The organism is Psychrosphaera sp. B3R10 (assembly GCF_018861025.1).
GTDB lineage: Bacteria > Pseudomonadota > Gammaproteobacteria > Enterobacterales > Alteromonadaceae > Psychrosphaera > Psychrosphaera algicola.
In genome coordinates, this window is the sequence record NZ_JAHKQH010000021.1 from 39374 (window position 1) to 57602 (window position 18229).

An 18229-nucleotide genomic window follows, 5' to 3' on the forward strand; every position below is an offset into this window, starting at 1 on the left:
TAAAAACCAACTAATTTGTGAGATACCTTGCTGGCATTAGAAGTGGTTGTTACAAACCTATTGTTAGATGATGCAGACGAGAATGCAAAGATATTTCCTTCCGACATTAATCTACTTTATTGATTTATATACTCTTAGCAACAAAGTAGAACCACAACGAACGGTTTCCTTAGTCATATTTTATTATCCTATTACGTAAATTAGTTGTAATGAAATAGACCAATAATCAAAATTGTTTTTAATATTAGTCGTTTATATTTAACTAAAAATAGTTATTGAAATGAGGTTAATTTTAGTTTAGCTTTATCGATGGAATAAATAAACCGGTTCATTCTTTTGGTTTTAGGATTGAATCGGATTTTTTTTGCATAACTAAATGAACCGGTTCATTTGTGTGGTGTGAAAAAATTGTATCTACGGGGAGATTACCAACCTCATTATTGTTAGGTTGGTAAATATAAAAATAAAAAGAGGAATAACAATGAGTGTGTTATTAAAAAATAAATCTGTGGGGGCATTGATAGTAGCAGTGTCGCTGTCAGGACTTCTTAGCGGTTGTGGGATCGAAGAAGCAAAATTAAATACTGATACTGTTGAATATACACCAGAAGAGAGACCACTTGGTGTAATCGCTGGTGAAGGCGCTGAATACGAACCTGGAAGTAAAGTGTTGCTTTCTGGTCGTCTTGTTGGAACAGTAACGGACCAAACAGTTTTATGGACGCAAACCGCAGGTACACCTATCACAGGTATTACCGATTGGTCGTCAACTGAGCTCTCTTTTATTGCACCAAATATCCTTGGTATAGAATCATTTACGTTTGAAATTTCTGCTCGTGAAAGTGACGGCACTGCAGCTGTTGATGCTGACGGAAATCCTTTAGTTGATATTATAGAAATTGTGGTCTTTGACCCTGCAACAAAAGTTTTTTACGAAGTTGAAGATGACAGTATCGCGACGTTAGCTGGTGTTGAACTTGTATCTGCAGGTGAAGATGGATATTTAAATGGCGCGTCGGGATCTCATACCCTCGATATCATTCCCGGGGCATCAGTTACCTATAACATTACTATGGAACAAGATACGTTTGTTACCTTGTATGCCGCATTTGGTATTCCAGCATCGGGTTATGGCAGTAAAAATGCGGTAATTACGGTAAACGGGGTAGGTAATGAATTTACCGTAGATGCGACTGGTAATTTTTCTGAATACCGCATTGGGGTTGTTAAGTTAAATGCTGGTAATAATGTTATTGAGGTCAGCGATGGTTGGAATTATTACCGTTTTGACTACTTGATGACAGTCCCAGCAGCACAGCCTGCCGGTCCATTAGCCGTACCTGCTGATTTGGTTAACCCCAATGCAACAGCAGCAACGGTTAGTTTAATGGAGTATTTAACCTCTAACTACGGAACGGCTACGTTATCTGGTCAAACAGAATACCCTACGCTTGTGGATGGGCATTTCCCGTTAACTGAATTTGATAAAATTGTAACTGCGACAAATGATGATGCGCCTGCAATTGTTGCGTTCGATTATCTTGATTTTTCTGCTACACGAGCATCACATACATCACCTCAAGGTCTTACTGAAGACATGATAGCCGCACACAATGATAAAAATGTCATATTGTCGGCGTTATTCCACTGGAATGCGCCAACTGATATTGATGAAGAAAATTGGTGGCAGGGTTTTTATACTCAATCTGAAGGTTATCCAAATGGTACAACATTTGATTTAGCTGCGGCGCTTGCTGATAAAACGGGTGCGAATTACGCTGCGCTAATTGCTGATATCGACACGGTTTCGTTAGAGCTTAAAAAGTTTACGACGGATATGGATATTCCAATTTTATGGCGTCCATTACACGAAGCAGAAGGTGGTTGGTTTTGGTGGGGGGCTGCTGGTCCAGATGCATTAAAAGAATTATGGATCATCATGTATGACCGTATGACTAATCATCACGGCCTTAACAATTTGATATGGGTTTATACCCACGCCAGGGATCTCGATACTGAGTGGTATCCAGGTGACATGTATGTCGACATTGTAGGTTATGACGGTTATGCCGAACCAACTAATAATGCCAGCGACAGTTTTCAAAGCCAATATTCCAAACTTAAAGATCGTCACAATGGCAAAAAACTTGTTGCACTAACAGAGACTGGCACAATTCCAGACATTGCAGTCATGCACGAGCAAAACGCCTGGTGGTCATTCTTTATTACGTGGAATTCTAATATTTGGGAAGAAGGCGATGACATCGGTCCTGATGGCGCGGAGGCGACAATTATTGACGCAAACTATGCCTATGAAGGTGTTATTAACTTAGCGGATATCCCAGGTGGAAGAAGCAAAACAGAAGCAGGATTGTTCGAGGGTTTTGAAGTAAGCACGGCTAATTTTGAAGCACAAATCAATTGGTCCCCAACAACAGGTATTGCAACTAGTGATAAGTGGGCAGCAAGTGGTACTCGCGCATTAACCTTAGTTAAAGACTTAAGTGCAGAGGCTGAATTACCAACGGGTGTGATGTTCCAAATGTATCCAGCTGGTGGTTTAGATGTTACTGATGTCACTGCGATTAAAGTGAGCGGAAACGCCATAAATTCAGGTGCTGGTACAACGATTAAGTTCTTTATTAAGCATGGAGATGACTGGGTTTGGGTTGACAGTGGTGCGGTTTCAGTTGTTGACGGTGGTGTTGAAATAGAAATCGACGTGACTGAATTTGACTGGTTAGCGGGCTTCGGCTTCCAAATTGAAGGGTTTGAAGCGACATCAACTGCTGCTGAATTCTACTTAGATAATGTACGCCTAGACGACACAGTTATTTACGATTTTGAACCTGATACATCAGGCTTTGAAAGCCAAATAAACTGGAGTGGTGTACCTGGTCTAACTGTAACGTCTGATTGGTCTGCAAGTGGCAACAAAGCATTAACGATGATCAAAGATCTTAGTGTGCTTACAGAGCCTACCGGCGCAATGTTCCAAGCATACCCAGAAGGTGGTATCGACGTTAGTGATGTGACGACAGTAAAAGTTAGTGGTCATGCTATTGGTGCCGGTGTGGGCGTGACGGTAAAACTGTTTGTTAAACATGGTGATGACTGGGAATGGGCAGATAGTGGCGCAGTAACAATTATTGACGGTGGTGTAGAGCTTACTGTTGATGTTACTGAATTTGATTGGTTAGCCGGACTTGGATTCCAATATGAAGGCATAGACGCTTCAGCTACAGACGCACGCTTTTATCTTGATAACGTCCGTTTAGACGACAAAGTTATATACGACTTTGAAGGGACAAATAATTGGGAGTTCCAAGTTAACTGGACACCAACAGCAGGTTTGCTGTTAGCAACTGATTGGGCAGCACAAGGAGAAAATTCTCTTGTTGGAACAGCACAGTTAGTTGATGGCGACGATGACGTGATTTTACAAACTTACCCAGCAGGTGGTTTGTTATTAGGTGACGTAACCATGTTAAAGGTCACGGCGCTGGCCGCTAATGCAGGTGATGCCGTTCAAGTACAGCTATTTGCAAAAGACAAAGAGGGTGTCTGGCGCGACAGCGGTGCAGTTGACTTAGCATCAACTGGAACTGAACTGATGTTAGATATTAGTGATATGGGCGAGATTAGTGGATTTGGTGTTCGATTTATGGGAGCGGTGAACAACGCAACTGAGTCGAAATACTATGTCGACAACATTACGTTTGAGTAATCCCTAACACCGTTAAAAATAATAAATATAAGTAGTGGTAATGCCGGGGAAATATCGTGGATATTCCCCCCAACCACTACACAGTTAACCTGATGTCAATAGGAATGAATATGTCTTCCAATATGAAAGAGTTTAAAAAGAATTTACTGTCTGCAAGTATCGTTGCAGGAATTTTTATGACTGCGGTACCAGTATACGCAGCGGAAGAAGTGACAAATGAAAAAGACAGTGCTGATAAAATAGAAGTAATTGAGGTCACAGGTATTCGAGGGTCGTTAATTGATGCGATGAACACCAAACGTTTTTCAGGAAGTGTTGTTGACTCAATATCTGCTGTTGATATTGGTAAGTTACCCGATGCAACAATTGCAGATTCACTGCAACGTATTACGGGCATCCAAATCACACGTTCAGGCGGTGAAGGAGCCTTAGTTAACATTCGTGGTAATGGTAACGTAATGACCACGCTGAATGGCGAGCAAATGTTATCTGCAGGTAATGTTACAACCGTGACACCTGATTTTGCTGACATTCCATCTACAATGGTTTCTGGCTTAGATGTTTATAAGTCATCACAAGCCAATAACCTAATTAGTGGTTTGGCCGGAACTATCGATTTACGTACAAACCGTCCGTTTTTACTTGAAGATGGTTGGACTGCTTTAGGTAAAGCAGAAGTAAGCCAAGGTTCATTAGGTAAAGAAACTGACCCATCAATCTCAGCATTTGTTGGTTATAACCTCGATAGCGAATTTGGTTTCACACTAAACGTGTCTAAATCAGACAGCTATTTGGCTGACTATACTACTGGGTCTCAAGGTGGTGAACCTGGTCAATATGGTGGTTGGGCGTTTATGGCGTCAGAGGCGTCTAATTTTGTCCAAGACAATGTAGATGTAAATGGCGATGGCGACTTAAATGACGTGTATTACGGTTTCCAAGGGCATCAAGCCGCTAACCGGTTTATTGACCGTGAACGCACAGGCGTAAACGCTTCGGTTCAATTTCAAATAACGGACGAGTGGAGCATAACGAGTGACGTTTTCTATACAAAACTTAACGAGTATCAATACTTTGCAGGTGTTGTTGCGAGCCAGGCTTGGCAGGGGGTTACAGGGTGGTATACGCCAGAGTCTGTAACTGAATACCCAAATATTACTCAGGTTGATGGTGAGCCGGTGACTAATGAAGGTAGTTTTTACACAATTCAGTCTGCTGATTACCAAGCTAGAGCAGTAAAAACCCATTCTCAAACTTGGGCGACAGAAAAAGAAGCGCTAAATACTAATTTAGAGTTAGCGTATGACAACGGTGAGGCACTTACACTCAGCTTACGTTGGGTGCACGGTGAAGCAAATAACGATATGAGTCGCAGTATTATCGATTCATTTGTAACTTCTGGTTCTCAGATTGGCGATACCTTCCACGGTCCAGGTACTGACTTTATTAGCGATGCTAATCCTTGGGGTTACGATGGCGTAAATGCACGATTGCCAGATGGTACTGAAGTGGATTCATATACCCAAATTCCAGTGAATATTTCGTATTTTGGTGGCACTCAAAATTGGGCCTTCGATGACGTGGTACTAGAAGATGGTTCGACAGAAAAGTTTGGTAGTAACTTAAATCGTTATAGCAATAAGTCGAGTAACCTTTACGGTGAGTTTTCAAATGCAAATCTTGACGTAGTTCGTTTAGACGGCGCTTACGATTTAGAATTGGATGTCGTTGAAATGGTGACATCTGTTGATTTTGGTGTACGTTTAGGGCAACGAGAAGTCACTAAACAAGGCTGGTATGGCGGTGTTGCACGGACAAATGAATACGGTGATGCGTTTTTAGCTCGTTGGAAAGATACAGCTACTCAGGCACCAATTACGTTAGAGTCTTATATTGACCCCATGTCGTTTACCGAGCTTAACGAAAAAGGCATGATTAAAGGCATTAGCGATTTTCATGGAGCAGAAGGGTTAGGCGAGTTGTATTTTATTGACCCAGAAGCGATGAAAGATCCTATCGCTTGGCATAATGACATCTATGGTACAAACGTACTTGTACCAGACGCAGCTAATATCTATAACGTTAAAGAAACGACTTCGTCAGCGTATGTTCAATTTAACCTTGAAGGTGAACTAGCGGGCTTCCCTTACTCAGGTAATGTTGGATTTCGCTATATCGAAACCGAGTTTGATATTACCCAAAGTGAAGGTTTACAGGGCAATTCAGCCGTTTTTAATGGACAATCTTATTTAATTGGCCCAGGGATTTTACAACCTGATGGCAATAAAATTAATACGATTAATAAATATCAGGACTTTTTGCCGGCTCTCAACATCGCGTTTGATTTAACTGAAGAGCAAATTCTTAGGTTTAGTTATACCGAAACAGTTTCTACTCATAACACGGATAGTTTAGCTGGTGGTTTAACCGTTAATCGCGTTAAAAACTGTGCGATAGACAATGCCCAGGGCGAAGAGGTTTTCTGTGCCACTGGCGGCGGCCAAGATGGTAACCCTAATTTACAACCAAATCGTAATGACAACGCCGAAGTGTCTTACGAGTGGTATTTTAGCGAAACCGGTATGTTTAATATTGGTGCCTTTATGGTTAAAGGGAATACTGATTTTAGGACATCACTTATTCAACGTGACGACATTGTAGATAGTGATGGTGTTGTCCGTGGTTACAACTTAACGTCTGGTGAGTTTACCGGTACGGTGCCAATTCAAACGACTGAAACATTCGACATTGAAGGCGACTGGAGTGACCCAGGAGTTGAAGTGGGTTATCAACAAGGATTCGACTTTTTAGACGGATTTTGGAGTGGCTTTGGCGTAACTGCTAACTTTACTTATTCACCAAGTGACAGTAACGATTTGGACTTTTACGGTGGTTCGTTACCCGGCATTGGTAATTCAGAAACCCAAACAAACTTAGCGTTATGGTATGAAAACTACGGCTTACAGGCGCGTATCGCTCATAACTACCGTAGCAAAATGTTTAATGGTGTTAAATATGAAGGTAACTATGCATTTGCTTATTACACCAATGCAACAAACTATATTGATGCCTCAATAAGTTATGACGTTACTCCATTGGTTACTGTGTCTTTTCAAGGCACAAACTTAACTGAAGAGTATCAAGAAAATTACCACCAATGGGAATCAAACATTGATAGCCGTGTTTATGCGGAACGTCGTTTAACCTTTGGTATACAAGTTAAAATGTAATTAATTTAACGATAGAAAAGCCCATATAAATGGGCTTTTTTTTTGCTTTTATTAAAAAACAGTATCGATGTCTAACACAAGAGTTAGTTGGTTTTTCCTTTAAGACGTTGATGTAAATAATAAATGAAATGGAAATAAAGTGTTTATGAAAACAAAAAAAATTGCAGCTATAGGTATCCTTCTATTGTCAGTGCAAGCTAGCGCTAATAAGTTTGAAGGAATTGCTGAAACGCCGCCTATGGGATGGAATAGTTGGAATACATTTGCCTGCGATATTAACGAAGAACTAATTAAAGACATGGCCAACGTAATGGTTTCGTCTGGCATGAAAGCTGTTGGTTACGAATACATTAATATTGATGATTGCTGGCACGGTGAACGCGACAATAATGGGTTTATTCAAGTTGACGCAACGCGTTTTCCATCGGGAATGAAAGCAGTTGCCGACTACGTACATAGCAAAGGATTAAAACTGGGTATTTATTCAGACGCAGGGGATAAAACCTGTGGCGGTAAACCTGGCAGTAATGGTTATGAATATCAAGATGCCTTGCAGTACGCACGTTGGGGAGTAGATTATTTAAAATACGACTGGTGTAATACTGAAAATCTAAAAGCTGAAGGCGCTTATCGCACTATGCGTGATGCCTTATTTTCGGCCAAACGACCTGTGGTATTAAGTATCTGCGAATGGGGCGACAACAAACCTTGGTTATGGGGAGAGGAAATGGGACACCTGTGGCGAACTACAGGTGATATTATCGACTGTTGGGATTGTGAAGTTGACCATGGAACTTGGTCATCGTGGGGCATCATGCGGATCTTAGATATGCAGGATGGTCTGCGTCAATACGCTGGACCGGGGCATTGGAACGACCCTGACATGATGGAAGTTGGTAACTCTATGTCGGTAAATGAAGACCGAGCTCACTTCTCAATATGGGCTATGTTAGCCGCGCCACTTATTGCAGGAAATGACCTAAGAACGATGTCAGTAGAGGCTAAAAACACATTAACAAATAGTGACATTATTGCGATAAATCAAGACAAGCATGGTGTACAGGCGTTTAAATATAAAGTGGAACACGAGATGGAATATTGGTTTAAACCACTTGCTGACAAGTCATGGGCGATGATGATATTAAATCGTGGTGAGAAGTCACAAAAAGTCCATTTTGACTGGAAAAAAGAAGATGTCGTTGACCCGTTTTTTCCAGTAGAAGGCAATAAATATAAAACCAACTTTATTAATTCACGATTTCAAATAACTGATTTGTGGAATAAAAGATCGCTAGGCACAACCAATAAAGCGCTAACCGTCGAAGTGGCAAGTCATAGTGTGGTTGTTTATCGTCTTGATAAGATCAGCAACAAAGATAAACATTAACTAAAAACTAAAACAGTGCCTTATTGCGTTTAGTTGTGTAAGACAATTTGATAGGTAATATGTTAAATGGGGCTTGGCTGGTGTTGAAACTTCACCTGACTTTATGTGTTTTTCATTCGGCCAAACTCCGCTTATCCATAGGTACAATGCATGTAGCTAAATTTAGTGTTTTGAGCTTCTATTTTTCGATAACCTAATAGCGAAAAACATACTTATTCTACTTATTGCTTGGTGTTAGCTAATTTATGGCCTGAGTTATTTCAATAAGGAATTAATTACGTTATAAATAATATTGTGTCTGGGTGTTGATTTACAACCCCAACAGGTAGGTAATGCCAATTCGATTGGTTGAATTACAGAGGCCAAAGCGTCAAAAATCATATAAGGGAATATAGATGAATTTCACAGGAAATATTATTTCAATATTTTTGTTCCTGCCATTATTTGTTAATGCAAGTAAAGGGACAGAATTAACGGATGAATAAAAGTACACAGTATGGGCCAAACAGATGTTGGCCTCATTAGACCTACAGACTGGTAATATTAAATTACCTAATGCAGTTGCCACCCTAAACGTCCCTGAAGATTTTTACTACTTAAGTCCTGAAGATGCGGAAAAGGTATTGGTAGAAATTTGGGGCAACCCTCCAGGACAAAACACATTAGGCATGTTATTCCCAGCGGACATGACGCCATTTGATCAAACATCTTGGGCAGTCACTATTGAATATGAGGAAGATGGTTATGTATCTGACGAAGACGCAGATGACATTGACTATTCTGAGCTGTTAGTGCAAATGAAGTCAGACACTGATTCGGTCAATGAAGAACGTATTAAACTTGGTTATGGTGCTGTTGCTTTAATCGGCTGGGCTGCTCCACCTTATTACGACGCAGAGAGCCATAAGTTGCACTGGGCAAAAGAAATAAAGTTTGGTGAGCAAGAGATAAATACTCTGAATTACAACATTCGCGTATTAGGTCGAAAAGGAGTTTTAGTACTTAATTTCATCGCGAGTATAGAACAACAAGCGTTAATTGAATCGAGATTAGGTTCGGTGTTGGCGATAGCAGAGTTCGACCAAGGGTCCACCTATCGAGATTTTGACCCAGAAATTGATAACGTTGCCGCTTATGGCCTAGGCGCATTAGTGGCAGGTAAAGTTATTGCTAAAACAGGATTTATTGCCGCTGCAATTATTTTTCTGAAAAAATTTGGGGTCATCTTTATTGTTGCAATAGGGGCATTTTTTAAACGCAAGTTTAAGCGCAAAGAAGCATAGATAAGCTTAAATAATCAAATTAGCAGCTGTACCTATTTTATTTAACATTGGAGGCCCAATGGCCTCCAACTTCTATTTTAAAGCGCATTACTTATTCGTTGTTAACAGCCAAACTCAAGCCGTCTTTACCAATGCATCAACTGTTTTAACGGTTGATAAAAGTCATTTGCAATAACTTTATGGATGTCTTTATTTGGATGATAATCGCAACTATCACCTGGATTATGTTCGGCCAACAACAAAGATACTTCGTCGCTTTTATAATGTTCGACTATTTCCGTTAAGTACATTCTGAGCGTTCGTTTTGCTTCGCCACTTAACATTGGTCCATCGCTAATCGCTATCTTAACGCCTGGGTGGTCGTTGCGTATTTTATATATTAGTCGTCGATAACTTTTAACAAAGTGTTCTTGTTCAGGAAATGCTCCGGCAGCACTTGAGAAGTCATTAGTGCCTAACACGACAACCGCAAGATCCGGGTGATAGTTTTGTTGAGGCCAAAGGCGTTTTTCTATTTGATTGTCATTGTTGTATATGTCACTTTTATGCTGGTCACTGGCCTTTTTGTTAACGTCTAGGTTTGTTTGGTTTCGAAAAGACGTAGCCAATAATCTTGATTTATCTTTGTTGTCTGGTGCGGACAAGAGATAAAAGTCTTCAGCGTTAAGTTCGTTAGTTTTGCCTTGCCATGTTCTTACTACCCCTTTGCCACCAAAACAAACAAGGTGAGCCTGAGCGTCAAATTTTTCACTGAGTAACATGCCAAAGGTTTGTTTGGCATTCCACCAAGCATTAGTTTTTTTGCACTGTTCTTTAGCCAATGGAATAGGGCGGTCAATCGCATCACCACAGGTTATGGAGTCGCCAATAAATAGTATCTTTTTATTTGGTAAGGTCGGGGCGTCTAGTAACTGCCCATCATTAAGCGTTAGGTTATGTAATGTGGTAGTGCCATGCCAGCTTTCTGAACGATGCTGAATAACGACATTATGTTGCTCAATGTTTTGTGACATAAATAATGTTATGTTTTGGCGTTGTTGGGAAATTTTAAAAGATTTAGGTTCTCCACCATCAATACTTATATCGATATAGTTTGTACCATTCGTGCTTGATAGATTTGCCGTGAAGCCTTTTGCTTTCACATTCATTACAAAGGTAACGCCTGGATAACTAAACTGCACAGCGCCGTCCAGGGTTGTTATGGTGCGACCCATAACTGTTATTTTATCGTTGTTGGCTTTTACTATACCCGATTTGTTCTCTGTGGTGACACATGACGTTAAAGTTAGGGTTACAAGACAAGCGGTTAACAACCTTTTAAGTGTTGATTTTAACCTTGTAGATTTGATTTTAGCTACCTTAGCGATAACCAATTTACTTTGTATCGTCATGTTATTTTCCTAATAATACTTTTATGGCGGGTGCCACATGTTTTGCAACGATATGTAAACCTTGGGCTGTTGGGTGAATGAAATCTGCCATTAATGCCTGCGGTATGTCGCCATTTTTATCTAAAAATTTGCTACTAAAATCTAAGAAAGTCACAGACATATCATCAGCAAAATTGTTTATTAATTTATTTGTCTGTGCGACGTACAAACGACTGTTGTTATCTGCGTTTTGAAATAGCGGTAATATACCAAGAGTAAGTACTTTGATGTCTGGGTACATAATTTGTACCTGGGATATAACGTGTTTTACACCTATGGCGACTTCTTCTGGGCTCTGATGTTGATGCAGAAAGTTGTTGGTACCAATCATTATAACTGCAACTTTAGGGGACAAATTACCTTTTAAACCATGTTGTAAACGCCATAGTAAATTTTGTGTCATATCGCCGCCAATAGCAAAGTTAGCAGCTTTGTATTGACTAAAGTATTGTTGATAAACCTCTTGTCTGCCTTCCCCCCAATTCCAACTTTCGGTAATTGAGTCACCTAAAAACAGTATATCTGGAGAGCTTTCGCGGGCTAATTGTAGATGTTCGGAATGACGTTGATACCATGTCGATAATGTCATCCACGAATGATCAATTAGTCTAGGTACAGCGTTGATTGACCGATACTTGTTAGCTTGTGACGGCGTTTTGCCAATTGACATTGCATCATCATGTGCAAAAAGGTTGAAACAACATACAGCAAAAAATCCTAGCAATGGTAAAAGATAACGGAGGTTTATTTTTGTCATTTTTACATGCTCATTAGTTAATTAATTTAATAAACGCGATAAGTTCATTGGTTTTTTCAGTCAAAAGTGTTCGGTCGCCACGAGTTTCTACATTAACTCGCAACAAGGGTTCTGTATTTGACGATCGCACGTTAAAACGCCATTGGTCAAAGCTAATTCCTATACCGTCAATGGACTCGACTTTACATGCTCCATTGGCGTACTTGTTCGATAGTGCTTTGAGAATTTTGTCACTGTTATTTACTGTTAAGTTTATTTCGCCACTGCATGGGAACTGACTGGTGGCTTGATTCACTAATTGTGATAGGGTTTTCCCAGACATACAAAGTAACTCTGTAATTAACAACCAAGGTATATTGCCGTTGTCACAGAAGTAAAAGTCTCTAAAATAATGGTGTGCGCTCATTTCGCCGCCGTAAATAGCGTTTTCAGTTCGCATTCGTTCTTTAATAAATGCATGACCTGTTTTACTTTTTATGCCGATACCGCCAGCTTGTTTTACCGCAACTTCGGTATTCCAATATAAACGCGGATCAAAGATGATATTTTGATTAGGGTTGGTTTTTAATAACTGACTCGCCAATAGCCCAACCAAATAATAACCTTCGATAAATTCACCATGTTCATCAAAGAAAAAACATCTGTCAAAATCGCCATCCCACGCAATTCCTAAGTCAGCCTTATGGTCAATAATAGCCTGTCGTGTCACTGCTCGGTTTTCAACAAGAAGGGGATTAGGAACGCCATTAGGAAACTGACCATCTGGGGCGAAATTCACTTTAATGAATTCAAAAGGTAAAAAGGGCTCGATGGCATCAATAACAGCGCCAGCACCGCCATTACCAGGATTCACTACAATTTTAAGCGGTTTTATTTGGTCAACATCAATAAACGTTAAAAGCTTTTTAATGTAGAAAGCTCTAGGTTGTTCTTGTTGATAACTTCCTTTAGATTGCGGCGCTTGTAATGAATCAAAACTTTGATTAGCAATACAGGCTTTAATTGCGCTTAAGCCTGAATCGCCACTTATGGGACGCGAACCTTGACCTACGAGTTTCATCCCGTTGTAGTTTGCCGGGTTATGACTGGCGGTTACACAAACACCCCCGTCGGCATTAAAAAATGGAACAGCAAAATAGATTTCTTCGGTGCCACATTGGCCGATATCAATTACATTCACGCCACTGTCAATTAACCCTTTAGCGAGAGCTTGGCATATATCTGGCCCAGATAGACGAATATCATGCCCAATGACCACGGTTTTACAGTCTATTATTGTGGCGTAAGCTCGACCAATTTCATAGGCTAATGTTGGATTTAACTCGTCAGGAACAATGCCGCGAATATCGTACGCTTTGAAACAGTTTAATGAATACATAATTTACTCTTTGTTAATTGGGCAATGCCAGATACTGAGGTAATAATGGAGTGTCTTTTGGGACTAAAATCAGACGTCTAAAACCATAACTATTTTTATGTTGATATAATTCAGCATAATAAGCTTGATCAAAACCGCGGTCATGTGGCATGTACCCTTCGGTTTTACCTAAGTGCCATTTTCCCCATGTTGCTATTTTATAGCCAGATTTTTTCATTATATTAGACAACAGCGTTTCGGATAAATTAAGAAAGTCGCGACCGCCGTGGACACCGGAAACCCCCGTTTTATAAAAATCTCTTCCCGTTAACAATGACGCTCGTGTAGTTGAACATACCGGTGTAACTGAAAAGTCGCTAAACTGTACCGATTGTTTGGCAAGTCTGTCTTGGTTGGGTGTATGGATTGAGTCATGATTGTGCAAGGACAAATCGTCATAACCCAAATCGTCCGCTGTAATTAGCAATATATTCGGTCTTTGTTCTGTTGCAAAAGCAGGTTGTAAACATAAAATAAAACAAGTCACTAATAACTGGACGAATAAGACGCCACAATAAGTTATTTTGCGCTTAACTGTGCTCAAAAAGCCAAACCGGCTAGTATTATCTAACTGCATAAATAAGCTCTTTAGGGCTTGATTGAACATAGTTTGTCGCTTCGTAGCCGGCCATTATCAAATGATACAGGGTACTTGCCGGGGCAGTATCGTTGATCACTTCGTTATTATTATTTAATTGATCAATATAACGTCCTTGGTCTGGGTTACGAATAAAATGTTTTAATAACCCCGCGACGGCTTTATTTGCGTCTGATAAATAGTCGTGATCTGATTTGGTATATTGCGCTTGAGCTAAGCTGGCTTTTAGCCACTCAGTCATTGGCCAACAACGTTTGTTACCAGTGGTTACTTTGCTCTTGTGGTTAATCTCGTCAACTAATAACTCGCCCGATTTATCTAAACCGAGCTTTATTGCATTGTGGTATAGCTCGTGACAATATTTATCTACAGGGGCTTGGGTGTATTTTTGATATTCGCGTAATAACCAAACCCATTCCATCATATGACCAGGTTCGACAATATTCCCTTTCTCACCGGCAACAGGTTGCCAATTGTCGGTAAAAAACTCTAATAAAACTCCATTTTCATGGTCAAAAAACTGCGTTTCAAACAAGCAAAATATTTCGCCTGCTTTTGCTAACCATTTACCATCACGCGTAAATTTATATAAGGTAAGAAACGCTTCAAATAAATGCATGTGGGGGTTCTGGCGTCGATAAGGCGAATCGTAGTCACCTTCTTTCCAACCACCTGGGTGATCTTTGAGTTTTATATCAATATCTCCCAATAATAAGTTGGCGGCATTTAACGCATTAAGATCGTTTAGAACATGATAACGCCAGCCATAGGAAAGTAATAAAAAAGCAACATCGTACAAATCTTGATGACGATTAATAATGTTGTGATCTTTATCCAAAATATGAACAAAATGTTGGCCAGTGGGATCTTTTGCGAATCGTAGTAAGTAGGCATTTAAATTGGCAATAAGTTCGGTACCGTTATCAATCCATCCCAAATTTTGAGCGAGAGCAAAAACAAACATTTGTCGGGTTTGTACACGAACGCGTCGATTACTGGTTAAATCTGGGCTGGCATCGGCGTTAAATTTTTCGTAGCTAGCGCCATGTTCATCTATGCCTTGCTGGCTCCAAAAAGGTATCGCTTGATTTTTTAGCCATGATTCAAACTGGTAAATTTTCTCAAAAAGCGAACTAGACATATAAAACCTCAAATTAACGTCATAAAATTAGGGCGTTGGTTAAGGTTGTTCCTTAATCAACTGAACATACTTTGACATATGAAGTGAACCGGTTCAATTGTTATTTTGTTTTAACGGAAATAAAAGTATAAGCCTACTATTTTTAAACATAATTTTAACAGAAGAACGCAACGACTAATTATTGTTTTGGTTAACTGGCTAAAACTCTCGTTAACCCTATGCGTGTTAGGTGGAAAAAACATTCTACCTATTTTAAAGTGTTTGTTATCAGCTTCTTATATTGAAAATGTTATTCGCGTGAACATGCCACCTTTAACAAGTTTATATTAAAATATTTTGGCGGAAATAAGATCCACTATAGGTATAGAAGGCCGGTTGTTACGATTAGGTATGGCGCGCAAATGTTACTGATTCGAGATAACAATTTAAGTTGACAGGCTAAATTATTATTGATTATATACAGTCATCTTGTGAACCGGTTCAAGGGTAGGTGCAAAATAATAATAGAAAATGAGCATAATTTAACAAACCAGATACAAAAATTAATTGTCAGTAACATGACTGTAGAGACTAAAATATGATTTTGAATGATGACCGTCCAAGTTTAAAAGAAAAGGTAGGCTATGGCCTTGGTGACTTTGCGTCATCGATGTTTTGGAAGTTATTTGCTGTTTATTTAATGATTTTTTATACCGATGTTTTTGGTATGTCTGCCGCAGCGGTAGGTACAATGTTTTTGTTGGTACGTGTTTGGGACGCTGCAAATGATCCAATTATGGGGATTATTGCTGATAGAACTAACACCCGTTGGGGAAAATTTAGACCCTTCATATTATTCGGCGCGATCCCATTTGCACTTGTTGGCGTATTAACATTCACCACGCCGGATTGGGCGATGGAATACAAAATTGTTTACGCTTATGTTACGTACAGTTTAATGATGATGGTGTATACGCTAGTAAATGTCCCCTATGGTTCATTGTTAGGTGTTATGTCTTCATACAGCGAAGACAGAACAAGTCTTGCGTCTTTTCGGATGGTATTTGCCTTTGCAGGCGGCATTGCCTCATTAGCTATGGTTGAGCCGTTACTTGCATACTTTAGTACTTTCGGCAGCTCGGAACCCGACATGAAAGCTGGCTGGATGTATACGGTTATGGTGTTTGGCTTGATATGTTCAATTATGTTTTATTTTACGTTTGCCTGGACAAAAGAACGAGTGCAACCGCCGGCAGAACAGCAAAATTCGCTAAAGTCAGATTTTAGAAATCTAGCTAAAAACAAACATTGGTTTATTTTATTAGGTGCGGCCTTATCGACGCTTATTTTTAACAGCATAAGAGATGGCTCTGCCGTTTACTATTTAAAGTACTTTTTTGCGATAAAAGAAATCGATATTTTTGGTATTTCATTTAGTTTGATTGCGACATACCTTGTCATTGGTCAAGCTGCCAATATTGTTGGGGTTATTTTAGCAAAACCGATTTCGACATATATAGGTAAAAAGAATACGTTTATGTACGCCATGTTTATCGCTGCATTTTTAAGTATATCGGTGTTTTACTTGGGTAATGACCAAGTGTGGATGATTTTACTATCCCAAGTTGTGATTAGTATGTGTGCGGGTATTATTTTTCCTTTGTTGTGGTCTATGTATGCAGACACGGCCGATTACTCTGAATTTACGACAGGACGCCGTTCTACGGGGCTTATCTTTTCATCCGCATCGTTTGCCCAAAAAATGGGTTGGACAATTGGCGGGGCTATTACCGGCTGGACATTAGCGTTTTACGGTTATGAAGCAAATGTAGATCAAAGTGAGTCAGCGAAAGAAGGCTTACGAATGATGGTGAGTTATTTACCAGGACTTGGCGCACTGTTGTCTGGGATCTTCATTTATTTTTATAGCCTAACGGATGACGTGGTAGAAGATATTAATATTAAATTACGCAGTGGTGTCACAGCGGTGTCTAATCCTGAATAGAGCGTAAATTAACGTTAACTATGAGACGGGTAAAACAGTCTATAAGATTTTTCAAATAATAATAAAGGCCTAAGCGAGTTAATTCGATTAGGCTTTTTAATGTTTTATTTAATTGCTGAAGTGCTTTCTCGAATAATAAAGTCATACGGCAGTACATATTCGGTTTGATTTGGGTTTTTCCCCTCTAGTAATTGCAGCAATAATTCAGCGGACTTTTCACCAATCTTTTGGGCAGGTTGAGAAATAGTCGTAAGGGCAGGGTTTACGTAACGAGACACCTGTAGATCATCGAATCCTGTGATGGAAATATCTTCTGGTATTTTAAGTCCGTTGTTTAACATGCCTTTCATTGCTGAAATTGCCATGTCGTCATTCATACAAAAAAGCGCTGTAGGCATTTTATCTTTTAGTCGGTAGAAATATTCTGATGCACTTAATCCAGACCAAAAGTTAAAGTCGCCGCCATATATTAATTCTGGTTCAAATTTGATCCCTGCTTTTTCGATTGAATTCCGATAACCTTTTAAACGGTCAATACTGTGTGGGTTATCTTCTAGTCCCGAAATCACCCCAATACGACGATGGCCAAGTGAAATTAAGTAGTCGACTACTTTTTCACTGGCGCCAACGTTGTCGATTCTAACCGAAGGGTACGGTGTGTTTTCACAGCCTCCAGCACTTACTGCGACCACATTCTCTAACGGTAATATTGAACCTTGGTCCATATGCGGACACAAGTTAACTAGACCGTCAGCCAATCGAGTTTCAACCATCTTTATGTATTCTTGTTCCCGTTGTTTTTCACCATTGGTATCACCTAGCAATACACTAAATCCATGTTTGTGCACCACATGTTCTATGCCACTAATGACCTGTGCAAAAAATAAATTGGCAATATCCGGGACTAAAATAACGATGGTTTTTGATTGTTTGTTTCGAAATTTCTGGGAAAGCATGTTTGGTTTGTAATTAAGTTTAGTGATAGCCGCTTGAACTTTAGACAAACTTTTAGGTGACACCGATTTTGGGTCACTCAAGGCTTTTGAAATCGTCCCGGTGGATAACCCCGATTCTTTTGCGACATCTCTAATTGTACTCATACAGATCCTTTCCAAAATATTTGACGGTATTTCGATGAAATTAAAACAATTATTCCGATATTTTAACCTGAATATTCAATCAAGGTGAAATAATTCTAGTAAATAATGACTAAACAATATAAATTACGTAAATGAACCGGTTCATGTTGTGGTTGTTTAGTATTTAGAAGCGTCT

General features: G+C 39.6%; 11 protein-coding genes. 5 read left to right on the forward strand and 6 right to left on the reverse strand.

From position 1 onward, the window contains the following. The first annotated feature begins 481 nt into the window (after positions 1-481). The 4 genes from KO525_RS07035 to KO525_RS07050 all read left to right on the forward strand — a co-directional run bounded on the left by KO525_RS07035 (position 482) and on the right by KO525_RS07050 (position 9627). The gene (locus tag KO525_RS07035; RefSeq protein WP_215963090.1) at positions 482-3727 is read left to right on the forward strand and encodes a glycosyl hydrolase; all 3246 of its coding nucleotides are present in this window, start codon (positions 482-484) and stop codon (positions 3725-3727) included. A 110-nt stretch (positions 3728-3837) separates the two neighbouring features. Further along, the gene (locus tag KO525_RS07040) at positions 3838-6957 is read left to right on the forward strand and encodes a TonB-dependent receptor (protein WP_215963091.1); all 3120 of its coding nucleotides are present in this window, start codon (positions 3838-3840) and stop codon (positions 6955-6957) included. Positions 6958-7102: 145 nt separating this feature from the next. Continuing rightward, on the forward strand, positions 7103-8344 hold the full coding sequence (locus KO525_RS07045; RefSeq protein ID WP_215963092.1) for a glycoside hydrolase family 27 protein: 1242 nt from the start codon (positions 7103-7105) through the stop codon (positions 8342-8344). A gap of 509 nt (positions 8345-8853) precedes the next feature. After that, positions 8854-9627 carry a DUF2167 domain-containing protein gene (locus KO525_RS07050; RefSeq protein WP_252736534.1) on the forward strand — a complete coding sequence of 258 codons (774 nt, stop codon included), beginning with the start codon at positions 8854-8856 and terminating at the stop codon, positions 9625-9627. Between the two features lie 125 nt (positions 9628-9752). Here the strand turns inward: KO525_RS07050 and KO525_RS07055 are convergent, their stop codons facing one another. The 5 genes from KO525_RS07055 to KO525_RS07075 are packed head-to-tail and all read right to left on the reverse strand — an operon-like array spanning position 9753 to position 14970. After that, complete coding sequence (locus KO525_RS07055) at positions 9753-11018, reverse strand: SGNH/GDSL hydrolase family protein (RefSeq protein WP_215963093.1); 1266 nt, start codon at positions 11016-11018, stop codon at positions 9753-9755. 1 nt (position 11019) lies between these two features. Next, positions 11020-11814: a GDSL-type esterase/lipase family protein gene (locus tag KO525_RS07060; protein WP_215963094.1), complete on the reverse strand. Its 795-nt coding sequence runs from the start codon at positions 11812-11814 to the stop codon at positions 11020-11022. A gap of 13 nt (positions 11815-11827) precedes the next feature. Beyond that, the gene (locus KO525_RS07065) at positions 11828-13192 is read right to left on the reverse strand and encodes a phosphomannomutase (protein WP_215963095.1); all 1365 of its coding nucleotides are present in this window, start codon (positions 13190-13192) and stop codon (positions 11828-11830) included. A gap of 13 nt (positions 13193-13205) precedes the next feature. Beyond that, complete coding sequence (locus tag KO525_RS07070) at positions 13206-13808, reverse strand: sulfatase-like hydrolase/transferase (protein ID WP_215963096.1); 603 nt, start codon at positions 13806-13808, stop codon at positions 13206-13208. Beyond that, positions 13795-14970, reverse strand: coding sequence for an AGE family epimerase/isomerase (locus KO525_RS07075; RefSeq protein WP_215963097.1), 1176 nt, complete (start codon positions 14968-14970; stop codon positions 13795-13797). The genes KO525_RS07070 and KO525_RS07075 overlap by 14 nt, the downstream gene beginning before the upstream one ends. A gap of 577 nt (positions 14971-15547) precedes the next feature. Between KO525_RS07075 and KO525_RS07080 the strand changes: the two genes are divergently transcribed. Continuing rightward, entirely contained in the window at positions 15548-16954 is a 1407-nt protein-coding gene (locus KO525_RS07080; RefSeq protein ID WP_252736533.1) for an MFS transporter, read from the forward strand. 104 nt (positions 16955-17058) lie between these two features. On the opposite strand, the gene KO525_RS07085 is transcribed toward KO525_RS07080, so the two are convergent. Then, a complete protein-coding gene (locus KO525_RS07085) occupies positions 17059-18054 on the reverse strand; it encodes a LacI family DNA-binding transcriptional regulator (RefSeq protein WP_215963098.1) in 996 nt (331 codons plus the stop codon). Positions 18055-18229: the final 175 nt, after the last annotated feature.